Source organism: Chryseobacterium amylolyticum (assembly GCF_051011775.1).
In the GTDB taxonomy this organism is placed as follows: Bacteria; Bacteroidota; Bacteroidia; order Flavobacteriales; family Weeksellaceae; genus Chryseobacterium.
In genome coordinates this window covers 545,550-560,381 of record NZ_JBPCHX010000003.1, presented here as the reverse complement: position 1 = coordinate 560,381, position 14,832 = coordinate 545,550, and the positions used below count along the sequence as shown (strand labels likewise).

Below are 14,832 nucleotides of genomic sequence, written 5' to 3'. Positions count from 1 at the left end.
TTTTTATTCAATAAAAATTCCGTAAACAGCTCTAATGTAAGGATAAAAATTGACATTTTCCAGATTCCGGATGCTTTCATTAATGTTCGTGTTCCCCGGAATTTACCAGTTTTGCGTTCACGAAAAAGGCTCCTTTCACCACAATCTTTGCATTGTCCGGAATATTTCCTACCGGGGTAATCGCAGTATATCCCATATCAGTCGTTCCTTTTACCACTTCTATTTTTTCAAAATTTAAGGTTTTCGGATGAGGTTTTCCTTTTTCCTCATGCTCTTCTTCTACTTTTTTATCGGTCTGAATAAACACGTAATATTTCCCGTCTGCTTCTACAATGGCTTCTGTAGGTACTGCAGGAGTTGTGCTTTTATCAAGGCTTACAATTCCGGTAATGTTCATTCCGTCGATTAATCCGGATTTGTTCCCTATCACTTCACAATGCATAGAGATGGTTTTACTTTCGTTCTCAAAAGAAGATCCTATGCTGTAAATTCTTGCATCATATTCAGTTTCCGGGTTGTTGGTCAGTTTAAAATGAACAATCTGCCCTACTCTCATTTTAGGAAGATCTTTTTCAAATACCTGAAGATCAAGATGAATAGAGCCATTATCAATTACTGTCGCCACCGGAGAGGAAATATCAACATAACTGCCGATCTGTGCCGTAATACTGCTGATCGTCCCGCTGATAGGTGCTGTAATCACCAAACCGGATTTCATGTTTCCATTACTGACTTTTCCCGGGCTTATTCCCATCATCTGGAGCTGTTTCAAAAGGGAAACCCTTTTTGTTCTTAATGTTTTCAGCTCAGCATCGGCACTCTGAAGGTTTTTCTTCGCTCCTGCATCATTATCAAAAAGCTCTCTCTGTCTTCTGTACTCCTGTTCTGCATAGGTAATTCTGCTGTTGGTAGTCAGATAATCTTCCTGAAGCCGGATGTATTCCGGGTTGGCAATGGTGGCAATCACCTGCCCTTTTTTTACAATACTTCCCACCTGAATATTGATGGTTTTGATGATGCCTCCATACAGGGAGGTAATGGTTGCTTTATTACTGTTGGGTACACTCAGCAAACCATTGGCTTTTATCGTAGAGGTAAGCTCTTTCATTTCTACAGTTCCCAAAGCAACTCCTACAGATTTCATTTGTTCTTCTGTAAGAGAAGCTATGTTTTGAGGCTCCCCGTCATGGCCTTTTTCGGACTGCTCGGTTTTTACATCAGCATTTTCCGTTTCCTTTTCCTGTTTTCCGCAGCTTATGATCGAAAGGGTCGTGACTGCAAGATATATGATATTGTGTTTTAGGTTCATGTTATTTATTGATGATTGAATTAATAGTAACGACAGATTGGTTCACCTGCTGGATAGATTCCAGGTATTTTAACTGAATATTGGTTGCAGTCTGCAGGGCAAAAAGATATTCTACATAGGAAATTTCCCCTGTTTTATATCCTAGCTGAGCTGCTTTTACAATTTTTTCAGCATTCGGAAGTGCCTGATTCGTGTAATATTCATACTGCTGTAAGTCCTGCTGATACTGACTGAATGCATTTTCCAACTGTGCAGAAAGCTGTTTTTGCTGCATTTTCGCATTGGTTTCGGCGACCTGTTTTTCATATTCCAGCGCCTGTATTCTTGCTTTTGTAGCTCCAAATGTCAATGGAATAGCTACTCCTACTGTTGCTGACTGAAAACGCTTTCCGGAATTATAAAAATTCTCCTGCCCGTTGATGGTATGGAAACCTATCAGGGATTGATTGGTATATCCCACACTGAAATCGGGAAGTCCCAGCGATTTTTCAACTTTTTTGTTTTTCTCGGCAATCTCCATTTCCTGGTAAAAGGCTTTTACAGTGGGATTGTCAGCTACCACGGTACTGTCGAGCACACTTTCTGCTTTCAGAGGAATATAGTCTTTATTAAACGGTACTTCAATATCTTCTGAGGTGTTCATAAGGGTTTTTAAATTCTTATAAGCATTGTTCAGAAAGACTTCATTTTGTCTTAGCAGGAGATCAATTTCTCCTTTCTGAGTTTCTGCGGTACTGATTTCAATCTTTTTGATATCACCTGCTTTGAATCTTACGGTTGCAATTCTGATAAATTCCTCATAATATTGGTCCAGGCTGGTCAGCTGGGCTTTATTATACTGAAGGTATTCGATCTGATAGTAGTAGGTACGAACCTGTTTTACCAGTTCATTCGCTGTGATTTCTTTATCAATCTGCCTGCTTTTAATATTCTCATTGATCAAGTCTTTTCTTGCTTTAAAAAGTGTTGGAAAAGGGATACTCTGCGAAATCGCAAACGACTGGTCAAACTTCGGACTGTTGTATTGTCCAAGCTGTGCTTCAAAACTTAACTTAGGAAGTTCTTTGGCCGTGGGCCTTAATGCTTCGGCGGATTTAATACTTAAATCTTTTGACTGTAAAGTCAGATTATTATCCAACGCCTGCTCTACTGCCTGTTCTACAGAAACCGGTCTGGACTGTGCTTTGAAAGTCTGTCCCAGCATTATGAATCCTACAACAAGGATCGCAGTAAACATTCCCGTATTATTATTTTTTCTTTTCAAAATCTTTGTGTTAAAAATGACATACAGCATCGGCAAAACGAATAATGTAAGGAAAGTAGCTGTCACCAAACCTCCGATCACTACTGTGGCAAGAGGTTTCTGTACTTCCGCCCCTGCTCCGGTGGAAATAGCCATCGGCAAGAATCCTAATGAAGCTACTGTAGCCGTCATTAATACAGGTCTCAATCTGGTTTTTGTTCCTTCAAATACCCTTTTCAGAATATCGGTTTCACCCTCTTTTTCTAATTGGTTGAATGTTCCGATCAAAACAATTCCGTTCAGTACTGCTACTCCGAAAAGAGCAATAAACCCGATTCCGGCACTGATACTGAATGGCATATCTCTTATCAAAAGCGCAAATACACCACCAATAGCACTCATAGGAATCGCAGTAAAGATCAATGCAGCCTGTTTGAACGAACGGAATGTAAAATACAGCAGCATAAAAATAAGAAGTAATGATACCGGAACAGCAATCATCAGGCGTTTACTCGCTTCCTGCAGGTTTTCAAACTGTCCTCCATAGGTAAAGTAGTAACCGGAAGGAAGTTTCACTTTATCCAGTTTTGCCTGAATATCCTTCACCACACTTTCCACATCACGGTCTTTTACATTGAAACCTATCACAATTCTCCGTTTTCCCTGTTCCCGGCTGATCTGCGCCGGTCCAAGTTTGTAACTGATATCAGCCACCTGTGATAATGGAATCTGAGCTCCGCTGGCAGACGTAATCATCAGGTTATTCACATCCGAAATGTCTGTTCTGTGAAGGCTGTCGAGACGGACTACCAGATCAAAACGTCTCTCATTTTCAAAAACCTGACCGGCAGCTTTTCCGGCAAAGGCTGTGCTTACTGCATTATTGACATCTTCGATATTCAATCCGTAATTGGCGATTCTTGTTCGGTCATACTGTACATTGATCTGCGGAAGACCACTTACTCTCTCAATCTGAGGCGCTGTAGCTCCATCCACGGTCTGAATGATTTTCCCAACTTTATCTGCATACACAGCTAATGAATCAAGGTTTTCTCCGAAAATTTTCACAGCAACATCCTGTCTGATACCGGTCATCAATTCATTGAAACGCATCTGGATAGGCTGGTTTTTTTCAAAGAATACTCCAGGAATCGTTTCCAGCTTTTCACTGATCTCATCGGCCAGTTCATTGTAGGATTTCTTGCTTTTCCATTCGCTTTGCGGTTTTAATACCACGATCATATCTGTAGCTTCAGGGGGCATCGGATCTGTAGGTACCTCAGCAGAACCGGTTTTCCCGACTACCATTTTCACCTCATCAAACTGCTTGATAATCCTTGATGCCTGCATGGAGGTTTCTATACTCTGACTTAATGAGCTTCCCTGCGGTAAAATACAGTGGAAAGCAAAATCTCCTTCCTGCAGCTGCGGAATAAATTCCCCACCCATATTCTTGAAAATAAAAGCGGAGATAAGAAAAACCACAGCAGTCACTGAAACAATCATATATTTTACTTTGATCGCTTTCTGCAATAATGGCTGATATACCTTTTGCAGGCGGTTCATCATTTTATCAGAAAAAGTTTCTTTGTGGGATATTTTCTTGGATAAAAACAGGGCACTCATCATCGGAATGTAGGTCAACGACAGAATCAATGCCCCCAAAATGGCAAAACCTACTGTTTTAGCCATTGGAGTAAACATTTTTCCTTCTACGCCAGCCAATGTAAGAATCGGGATGTATACGATAAGAATGATGATTTCTCCGAAAGCGGCACTACTTCTGATCTTTGATGCAGAAAGAAACACTTCTTCATCCATTTCAGACTGTGTCAAAGCACGGACAGATTTTCTTACGCCTAAATGATGCAATGTGGCTTCTACAATAATTACAGCACCGTCAACAATCAATCCGAAGTCAATGGCTCCAAGGCTCATCAGATTGGCACTTACTCCGAAAACATTCATCATTCCTAGCGCAAACAGCAAGGAAAGCGGAATGGCTGAAGCCACGATAAGTCCCGCTCTCAGGTTTCCAAGAAAAATCACAAGAACGAAAATAACGATCAAAGCTCCTTCGATCAGGTTTTTCTCCACGGTATTGATTGCCCTGTCTACCAGATCTGTCCTGTCAAGGAATGGTTCTATCACCACATCATCCGGAAGAGATTTCTGAATGGTGGGAATTTTTGCTTTAATATTGCTGACCACTTCATTACTGTTGGCCCCTTTTAGCATCATCACTACTCCACCTACAGCATCTACTTTTCCGTCATAGGTTAATGCACCATAACGGACAGCACTTCCTAAACGGACATCGGCAACATCCTTTATAAAAATCGGAACGCTTCCTGTTTCGTTTTTAACAGCAATGTTTTTGATATCCTCAAGTGAAGTTACCAAACCAATTCCACGGATAAAATAAGCATTCGGCTTTTTATCAATGTAAGCTCCTCCTGTATTCTGATTGTTTTTTTCAAGAGCCGTAAATATTTCGGTGATGCTGGTTCCCATTGCTTTCAAACGATTGGGGTCGATAGCCACTTCATATTGCTTTAATTCACCCCCGAAACTGTTGATCTCCGCCACTCCCGGTGTTCCGTTTAACTGTCTCCGGACGATCCAGTCCTGCATGGTACGGAGTTCCTTGGCATTGTATTTCTTCTCGCTTCCTTTTTTAGGGTGAAGAATATACTGATACACTTCCCCAAGGCCTGTACTTACGGGAGCCAGCTCAGGAGTTCCTACCCCTTTGGGAATTTCTTCCACTGCATTTTTCAGCTGTTCATTAATGAGCTGTCTCGCAAAGTAAACATCTACATTTTCTTTGAACACCACTGTAATTACAGAGAGCCCGAATCTTGAAATACTTCTTGTTTCCTGAATATCGGGAACATTGGCAATACTCTGCTCAATGGGAAAAGTAACCAGCTGTTCCACTTCCTGCCCTGCCAATGTAGGGCATACAGTAATAATCTGTACCTGATTGTTGGTAATATCCGGCACCGCATCTATGGGTAATCTGGTAGCACTCCAGGTACCCCAGATGATCAGCACCAGGGTCATCAAACCAATGATTACCTTGTTTTTGATACTGAATCTTATAATTTTATCTAACACAATTTGTATTTAATTTTTATTGAAAAATGAATGCATACAGCGTACAATACTGCAGCAAAAATATCCTGAAAACCTCTGCAATGGTATTGCAAAGTTTCAAGCACAGATAACTATCAGAAAGCAAAACTTTCTGAAAATCAATAAAAATTAAATTTTAGGAGGCTGCCAGATAGGATCATAAATCTGGTAAGCAAAGTCATTTTTGTGGAATAAGATCTTCTTTGAAAAGTAAGTCTGAATCTGCTCAGGAATTTCTAATAACGGATCCATCTTAAATGCTGAAACCGTCATCTGGCAGCAGCTGCATGTACACAGCGGAGAACAGATGTCTCCTTTTTCTTTTGAATGATTTTCCTGAACACTCAGGGAAGCTGTTTTATTCCCCGAATTCTGCGGATGGGATACATCAGCACATGGCATCAATGATAACGCCATAAAGTAAACTGCCAGTATCCATCTTAAGAGGTTCATTGTTACAAAGGTAGAGATTTTTTATAAAGTCGAGATCTTTTTTATATAACCGGATCATAAAAAAGTCTAGTTTTTAGTTACACTTCATTTGACAGAACAGATTTTGGCTAAAAAAAAATTCACCATATAGGCACTTGTCACAATAAAAAAAACAACAAAATAAAATATTCATTAAATAAAATATAAAATTATATTATTTGTATTAAAATATATTAACACACGAAATTAAAACCAAAAAAATCTATAAATTTTTGTAAATTTACAAACAAAAAAAACTCGTTAAAAAGTATTTATCGATCCTGATAAATTATTATTAAACACGACACCCCTTGTCACCTTGCGGTTATATTTTTACAAAAAAAATAAATTTTAATTAATAATTATGAAAACACAATTATTTTCGATGGCCTTATTGGTTTCATCCCTTGCTTTTTCACAACAGGCCCAAACATTTTCTGAAGTTACTGTACAGGCATATTCTCCAACTATATATTTAAAAAGAAGTGTAAACGATGGAGGCTTTATCAGAGGAATTCAGACTCAATATCTTAATGGAGATAACGGATGGTTTTTTGGTGATCTTCATGGCTCTCAATGGATAGTTTCCAAAGGAGATTACAATGACCGAAAGCTGGTAATCAACGACAATGGAAATATAGGCATTGGAACCAGTAGTCCTAACGCCAAACTACATATAGCTCAGGACAATATAAACAACCAAAATTTGTCTCTGGGAAAGTTTACATCTGTAGGACAAACCGGGGGTAGTGCTATAGTCAGTTTAGCATATAATAGTACTACAGCTAATCTGGAAGTAAATTCCACCTACTCAGGTAATGGCTTCAGGTATGGAACTTATGGTGACTTTAATATTGAAAATGAGATTACAACCCCGGATTTTGGAGCCATTAATTTTATTACAAACAAGAAAGTACAACTTGCCATTAAACCCAATGGAAATGCTCTATTACAGGGGAAATTTGAAGCCAAAGAAGTAAAAGTTACTCTAACTCCTACTGCCGATTTTGTATTTGACGAAAAATACGATCTTCCAAAACTAGAAGAAGTTGAGAAACACATCAAAGAGAAAAAGCACCTTCCTGAAATTGCTTCTGCTAAAGTAATGGAAAAAGAAGGTGTGAATGTGGGTGAATTCCAAATAAAATTATTGCAGAAAATTGAAGAACTAACTCTTTATTCAATTGAGCAGAATAAACAAATAAAGCAACAATCAGAACAGCTGAAACATTTTAAGCATGAAAATGAAGCTCTAAAAGCCCAGTCTGCAAAAATTGAAAAACTGGAACAACAGGTTCAACAACTTTTATCAACACAAAAATAACCACAAATGAAAAGAAAATTACTCTCACTATCATCACTGATGATAGGATTCTTCGGTTTTTCCCAAACCGAAGTGTATTTTAAATATGATGAAGCCGGAAACCAAAGATACAGAGGAATCGATGCTGCTGGTAAACAGGCCGAAGAAATGGTTTCAAAAGAGCCAAAGGTAGCAGCCGTTACCAGACAAGCTCCCGCTATTGATGAAAAAACATTCCTGAAACAAATACGCCTCTACCCGGTTCCTGTTAATGACTATCTTACCATAGACTGGACAGAAGAAGTGGATGGACTCATAGAATCCGTTTCATTGTATCAGCACAGTACAATTCACTGGAAATTTCAGCAACAGAATATCCCGGACTTAAACCGTCAGGTTAAAATCAATATGACAGGTTATGACTGGGGAGTGTATGTTGTACGCTTTACGCTAAAAGATGGCAGAATTTTCAGTAAAAACATCACCAAACGATAAATAACCATGAAACTTTACGATAAGAAAATACAAGTATTTTCATCATTCATACTGTCATTATGGTCAGTAATGGGCCTTTCACAGACCATACTGTATCAGGCAGAGAGTACCTCAAGAACGGTTCAGGATCCACAAACAGTGGTGCTGGCACCAGGATTTCGAGCGTCTTCCAGCTCATCAAATCCATTCGTAGCTAAAATTGGTCCAGCAACGGAGAATCCGGGCGGTGGTCCTACCGATTCAAATGCAGGAGCAACTAATCCATCGGGAACGACAGCTCCAGATGGAAAGAGTTTTCATGATACCAAGGGGGATGTTGATGTTACCGCCAGTGGTCAGCTTCAATTTAGCCAGGCTATTGCGCTACCACCAGGCGTAAAAAGCGTCGCACCACAAATTAACTTAGTGTATACAAGTGGCTCCCCTAATGGAATAGCAGGTTATTCATGGAATATTTCGGGAATAACAGCAATTTCAAGAATAAGCAAGAATATTGATAAGGATGGATCTGTTAAAGGTATTCAGGCAGATTATTCTGATTATTACAGCTTTAATGGGCAGCGATTAGTCCTAAAGTCCGGTGAATATGGAAAAGATGGAGCAGAATATGTTACTGAAAAATATTCTAACGTAAAAATAAAATCAATAGGAACCATTGCAGGACAAATATGGAAAGGTCCCGAATATTGGGAAATAACTTTTGAAGATGGTTCACAGGCTTGGTATGGTGGTATAGCCTTAGGATCAAGCTCTGCAAGAACTCCACTAGAGTATAATATAGTAAAATGGAAGGATATAAAAGGAAACTATATTACGTATAATTATACACAATCAGATAATGTTGCCGTAATCTCAAATATTCAGTGGGGAGGAAACGAGCTGTTGGGTAAGTCTCATTTTAATACTATTGAATTTAACTATTTTGATACAAGAACCTTAAAAGAAATTAACTACTTAAGTGGTATTGAGTTTATACAAAATAAATTATTAAAAGATATTGTTGTAAAATCCAATGGTAGTCAATTTAAAAGATATGCTATTGAATATGCAGATAATGGTACAAGCTATCAGTTCGCCAAGAAAATTACCGAATACAATGCCGAAAATATTGCTGCAAACCCGGTTATTTTTAATTACGAACAAAATAATGCTACAGAATATATTCCTTACCAATCTTTTAGTGCAACCAATGGAACTAAAAAATATGCAGACTTTAATTTAGATGGAGAAACTGATTATATTGAATTTGTCTCTAATGGCGTTTTGAAATATAGAAGCTCGCTCTATAAAGGCGTATCTGAGGTTACACTAAGTTATGATTCCTCTAAGTTTACATCAGGGGACTTTAGCAGAGCTACTCCTATTACATTTAAAAAAGACAATTATATCAAAAATAATATTGGTTTGATTGTTCCTGTTAAAAAAGAAACATCACAGCCAGATATGTTTGATATAGAGCTTCAGATTTATTCTGTTGATGTTACAAGCCAACAATTAGTTTTCGAGTATTCAAAAACATTAAAGCATGATCAGTATTTTGTGGGAGATGATATGTATAAAATTGATGGCTGGTTTTGTAATTATAATTTCTTTACAGTTTCAGCCAATGCTTACGATCATAATGGAGACGGAGTTTCTGAAGTCTTGTTGAATATAAGCAGAACATTAACCTGTACAGATCCAAGTATTTTCCAACCAACTGACCCAACAGATCCAACGGGAGGTAGTGGAGCTCCTCAACAACCAGCCAATCCGAACGATTATACTGTTACAACACAATTTTATACAACCCTATTGTATGATTTAGATCAAAACTCTGCACCGGATAACAGTTTCTATGTTTTGGATCAGGAGGCAGGAACTAATATCTCAATAAATAAACCTGTCAGACTTTTTGCAGATCTAAATGGGGATGGTCTACAAGATATTATTGAAATCAAAAATTCTACTGGGGAAATTTTAAACGTTTATAATATCGTAAAATCATCTTCGGCTTCTTATACAAAATCAACTGTTGGAAACTTTGCAGGACAATCTCTTTCCATGATGCACGGACATAGTTTCTTTGCTGATTTTAATGGAGATAATAAAGCTGATCTATTGATCCCTGTAAGTAATAACACCAACCAATGGAAGCTATTGATCTCTGATGGTAAGATCTTTACAACTTCTACCATAGCATTAGCTCCATTTCAGGCTAATGCAACGGTATATTTCAAAGACAGTCATAGCGGATTTTTAGGAAATAGCTGTGATCGTGTAAAACTTAGCTATTTTAATTATGATGTTAATGATATTGATGGAGATGGAAAATCAGAATTTATCGTTACTGAAGTCCAGTATGAAGAGCATGAGTGGGATGCTCATAACGACCAGGAAAACACTTTGTCACAGGTCTCCGTCTATTCACTCAACAAAATAGACAATTATAGCATCCACCAAGGTACAGATACCAGCAGTAAGTATACTTTCTATAAAACAAGAGTGTGGACGAACAGTTATCCGCAAAAAGCCATTGCCTTTAACCAAATAACAATGAATAACACTCACCAACAGCTTATACTTGTTGGGAAGCCTGCCAATTGTCCAGGATGTACAGAAAACTATGCACAATATTATAACCATCCCTCTCTGACTAACTTATCAAGGATCAAATCCATAGAACAGGGAGGAACAACACTTAATGTTGTTTATAAAGAACTGAACCAGGATATTAATCCTAACTTTTATTTACCTGCAAAAAAAGAAGAATATCCTTATTATGAATCATCCAAATTACCAAAATCATTTGCGGTGGCTCAAATAAATAAAATGATTTCTCAAGGTAAGGTACTGTATCAGGATTTCCGATACAGAGGATTTTTGAATCACAACACAGGAAAAGGATTTATTGGCTATCGTCAGACAGCCCGTTCTTCTTGGTATTCCGATGGATTTGAAAATACCAAAGTATGGTCAGGAACAGAGATTGATCCGTTGAATGACGGACTCCCTGTAAAAGAATGGTCGATTAGAACCAATGATGAAAGTAAAGTATTTCCCGCAGATATTTCAGAAAACAACACTGAATTATTAAGCTTCAAATCTATAATTTATCAAATAGATAAGCTGATTAACGGAACTGTTGTAACAACAGTAGCTGCTGCCGATAAACCTAAAGTGGTAACAGCTATTGTTCCGAAAAATACAAAATCCAAAGATTTCTTGACCGGAATACTTACAACCGGAAGTGTTACTTATGGGGATTATTATTTACCGAACCAAAGTATCTCTAATGTTAATAATGGGTATGGTATCACTACATCAACGTTTGAATATATTAATAATCCTTCAGGAATTGGTGCAGAATATTATATTGGACGTCCAAAAACTAAAACTGATATGGTACAAGCGTATGGCGATACCAAATCCTCTAAAGAAGAATATACTTACGAGAACAACCTTTTAAAAACGTTAAAAATATGGAACAGGGATAATACCGGATATTTACTTGAAACATACAATTATGATGGCTTTGGAAATATCACAAATAAATTAATCAGCAATAGTATTGACTCCCAAACCCAGACCACAACAAGTGGTTATGATCCTAAAGGAAGGTTTGTCATAAAGAAAACTGACAATTTAGGACTGGAAACAAATATTGAATACAATGATTGGGGTCAGATTAAAAAACAAACCGAACCTTTGGGTAATACCCTTATTAATACCTATGATAATTGGGGTAAGTTATTAACTTCTAAAAGTAATTTAGAAGGGACAACGACCTACCAGTACGAAAAAGACTCACAAACTAATATTATTATTACTCAAAATGATCCTGATGGTGATGTTTCGAAAAAATATACCAATGCATTAGGTCAGGAATACATGACTTCCATTAAAGCTTTTAAGCAAGGCTACTCAATCTTAAAAGCAATTCAATATGATGTATTAGGCAGAAAAATCAAAGAATCGGAACCCTTTTATGAAGGACAGGGGGTAGATCAATGGAATATAGTAGAGTATGACGACTCCGTGTTCCCTGCCAAAGTAACATCTACAGCATTCAATGGCAAGAAAATGGAAACATCTGTTTCCGGTTTAATGACCACTGTTAAAGAAATAAATGGCTACGGAAGAACCACATCAAAAACAACTGATGCGTTAGGAAATGTAATTTCCTCGACAGATAAAGGGGGAACAATCCAATTCTCTTATAATGCAGCCGGAGAACAGACCAAAGCTCAATATGCAGAGAATATTGTCACTACAAAATACGATTCATGGGGAAGAAAATCAGAGTTTAATGATCCTTCTAATGGAATCTACAGATATGAGTATGATGGTTTCGGGCAACCGAAGAAGATTATCAGTCCTAAAGGAACTAAAGAATATACGTATAATAATCTTGGGCAATTAATTTCCCAGAAAGAACTTTCTACAACAGATGGAGGACAAGCTACCAATAAGTCAATTTCCTATACTTATGATAATAAAGGGAGGGTAATTTCTAAAGGTGGTACATCTAATGGAAAAGCTTACAGCTCAAACATTTCCTACGATCCACAAGGAAGAGTACTTTCTTCATCCGAAAGCAGTAACGGAAAATACTTTATTCAGAAAGGCATTACTTACGATGATAAAGGAAGAGTAATTTCTTACGAAAAGCAATTGTATTCTTCTGGGGTTCTTACCAAAGTACAAATAGAAAATGTGTACAGTACATGGAACGGTGAGTTGTATCAGGTAAAAGACAAAGTTACAGGCAAAGCTCTTTGGGAACTCAAAGAAGCCAATGCTAAAGGACAAGCACTGAAAACCAAATTAGGAGCAGCCGATATTAATAATACTTATGATTCTTATGGCTTCTTAACCAGTGTTAATCATTCATCACAGGTAAAACCTTCTATTTTGCAACTTTCTTACTCTTTTGATGCCATCAAAAATGAGCTGAAGAGCAGAACTACGGGAGGAGATTTCAATATTGTGGAATCCTTTGACTATGATGATAATAATCGTTTGGTGAACTGGACGAATCCTGTAACCGGAATCAAACCAACAGCTAACAGAAATGTTTACGACATTAAAGGAAGAATTACCCAAAACGATCAGGTAGGAACGATCAAGTTTGAAAATTCTGCTAAGATTTACCAAGTTACAGGAATGACATTAAATGCTGCCGGAGAACAGAATTATAACAATGACTTAATCCAGAGCATTGTTTATAATGAAAATAATGATCCTGTATTCATCGATGGAGAAAAAGGAGATGTAGCCTTCCAGTATGGCTTAACTTCAATGAGACAGAGAGTAACCTCTGGAGGTAATTTTAGTACCGATGGAGAAGGTAAATTCACGAAGTATTACAGTGAAGACGGAAGCTATGAAGTGGTAAGGGATAACACCACAGGAAAAGAAAAACACATCATTTATATCGGAGGAACACCATATGAATCTAATATTGTATATTTAAAGAACTTTACAGAGAGCAGCGGTTCTTATAAATTCTTGCATAAAGATTATATAGGAAGCATTCTAGCCATCAGTGATGAAGCCGGAAACAAGCTGGAACAAAGACATTTTGATGCGTGGGGTAATTTCACTCATCTTCAAATTGGAAATGGAGCTATTATTACAGACAAAGATGTCATCCTGAGCTTGTCGAAGGATCTCATTATTGAGCGTGGTTACACCAGCCATGAGCATTTTGCCGAGGTGGGTATCATCCATATGAATGGAAGATTGTACGATCCATTACTCAGAAGATTCTTAAATGCGGATGAAAATATACAAGAGCCATTCAATACCCAGAATTATAATAAGTATGGGTATGCAATGAATAACCCATTAATGTTCAATGATCCTAACGGAGAGTTTTTCCAGTTTTTAGGGCTTGGTGTTTTATTCTGGAAAGCGGTGATTATAGGAGCATACATTGGGTTTACATCCTATATGATTACCACAGCAATCACCAACCAGGGTGTATCTTTAGCAGGGGGATTGAAAGCTATATTCTTCGGAGCAGCTTCAGGAGCTGTCACTTTTGGAATAGGTAGTGTCTTTAGTACCACAGCCGGAGCAGCTACCCAGTTTGCTAAAAGCTTGGGAGATGCAGCCGTTGTTGTAAAAGCTGTTGCGCACGGTGTAGCTCAGGGAGCTTTATCTTTGATGCAGAACCAAGGTTTTCAACAGTCTTTTGTTTCAGGGGCGTTGGGAAGTTTAGGAGCTTCTGCTTTTGGAGAAATTGCAGGGAACGCTGCTAATAGTGTAGTAGGAACTATTGCTTTTGGTGCAACAGCAGGGGGTATAGGTTCTGAGCTTACAGGTGGGAATTTCTGGCAAGGTGCTTTGATTGGTGGGGTAGTTGCAGGGCTTAACCATACTTTGCATATGGAAAAGACAGCAGTAGAAGATAATGATGATGGAGATTGTCCTACTTGTCCGAAAAATGCTAAAAATGGAGATATATATGCAGAGCGTGGTCCTGCAATCTGGGAAAAGGAATTTTGGAGCTGGGATAATTTTAGTGCTGATAGAAAAATTTATACTTATTTCGGAGGAGAATGGACTGAAATGAAATTTATAACGGGTGATGTTCCTCTTGGACCAGGTGGTGTATTTAAAGGAGCTGGCCTTTTAAAAAAACTACCGTCTTTAGATGCTACAGGAAAAGTTCATGGTGCATTGCCCAGAGTGAAAGACTTAGTTAATTTTTCAAAAGGTGAATTAAAAATATTATTAAAAGAATTAAAACAAAGTGTTCCAAAAAGAATCAAGAGTACAACATTGAAAGGCCCTAATGCAAGTAAGCTACAAAATAGGCAGCACGGTCAAAGACAGGGTGCTGAACAAGATCTGATAAAATCATTAGAGAAATTTTTACGTAAATAG

At 37.8% G+C, this 14,832-nt stretch carries 6 protein-coding genes; 3 read left to right on the top strand and 3 right to left on the bottom strand.

Annotated elements, in window-relative coordinates; all coding sequences use genetic code 11:
- Positions 1-79: 79 nt before the first annotated feature.
- The 3 genes from ACR1PO_RS11195 to ACR1PO_RS11185 all read right to left on the bottom strand — a co-directional run bounded on the left by ACR1PO_RS11195 (position 80) and on the right by ACR1PO_RS11185 (position 6,143).
- On the bottom strand, positions 80-1,309 hold the full coding sequence (locus ACR1PO_RS11195) for an efflux RND transporter periplasmic adaptor subunit (RefSeq protein WP_433986823.1): 1,230 nt from the start codon (positions 1,307-1,309) through the stop codon (positions 80-82).
- 1 nt (position 1,310) lies between these two features.
- A complete protein-coding gene (locus tag ACR1PO_RS11190; RefSeq protein WP_433986822.1) occupies positions 1,311-5,672 on the bottom strand; it encodes a CusA/CzcA family heavy metal efflux RND transporter in 4,362 nt (1,453 codons plus the stop codon).
- Positions 5,673-5,819: 147 nt separating this feature from the next.
- Positions 5,820-6,143: a DUF6660 family protein gene (locus tag ACR1PO_RS11185; RefSeq protein WP_433986821.1), complete on the bottom strand. Its 324-nt coding sequence runs from the start codon at positions 6,141-6,143 to the stop codon at positions 5,820-5,822.
- A 382-nt stretch (positions 6,144-6,525) separates the two neighbouring features.
- On the opposite strand from ACR1PO_RS11185, the gene ACR1PO_RS11180 reads away from it, so the two are divergent.
- The 3 genes from ACR1PO_RS11180 to ACR1PO_RS11170 are packed head-to-tail and all read left to right on the top strand — an operon-like array spanning position 6,526 to position 14,832.
- Positions 6,526-7,485 carry a hypothetical protein gene (locus ACR1PO_RS11180; protein WP_433986820.1) on the top strand — a complete coding sequence of 320 codons (960 nt, stop codon included), beginning with the start codon at positions 6,526-6,528 and terminating at the stop codon, positions 7,483-7,485.
- Between the two features lie 6 nt (positions 7,486-7,491).
- Entirely contained in the window at positions 7,492-7,959 is a 468-nt protein-coding gene (locus tag ACR1PO_RS11175; RefSeq protein WP_433986819.1) for a T9SS type A sorting domain-containing protein, read from the top strand.
- A 6-nt stretch (positions 7,960-7,965) separates the two neighbouring features.
- Entirely contained in the window at positions 7,966-14,832 is a 6,867-nt protein-coding gene (locus ACR1PO_RS11170) for an RHS repeat-associated core domain-containing protein (RefSeq protein ID WP_433986818.1), read from the top strand.

What these genes read in the sequence shown, in the direction of transcription:
- ACR1PO_RS11170 (WP_433986818.1), top strand. Translation starts at nt 7,966, where the DNA reads ATGAAACTTTACGATAAGAAAATACAAGTATTTTCATCATTCATACTG.
- ACR1PO_RS11175 (WP_433986819.1), top strand. Translation starts at nt 7,492, where the DNA reads ATGAAAAGAAAATTACTCTCACTATCATCACTGATGATAGGATTCTTC.
- ACR1PO_RS11180 (WP_433986820.1), top strand. Translation starts at nt 6,526, where the DNA reads ATGAAAACACAATTATTTTCGATGGCCTTATTGGTTTCATCCCTTGCT.
- ACR1PO_RS11185 (WP_433986821.1), bottom strand. Translation starts at nt 6,143, where the DNA reads ATGAACCTCTTAAGATGGATACTGGCAGTTTACTTTATGGCGTTATCA.
- ACR1PO_RS11195 (WP_433986823.1), bottom strand. Translation starts at nt 1,309, where the DNA reads ATGAACCTAAAACACAATATCATATATCTTGCAGTCACGACCCTTTCG.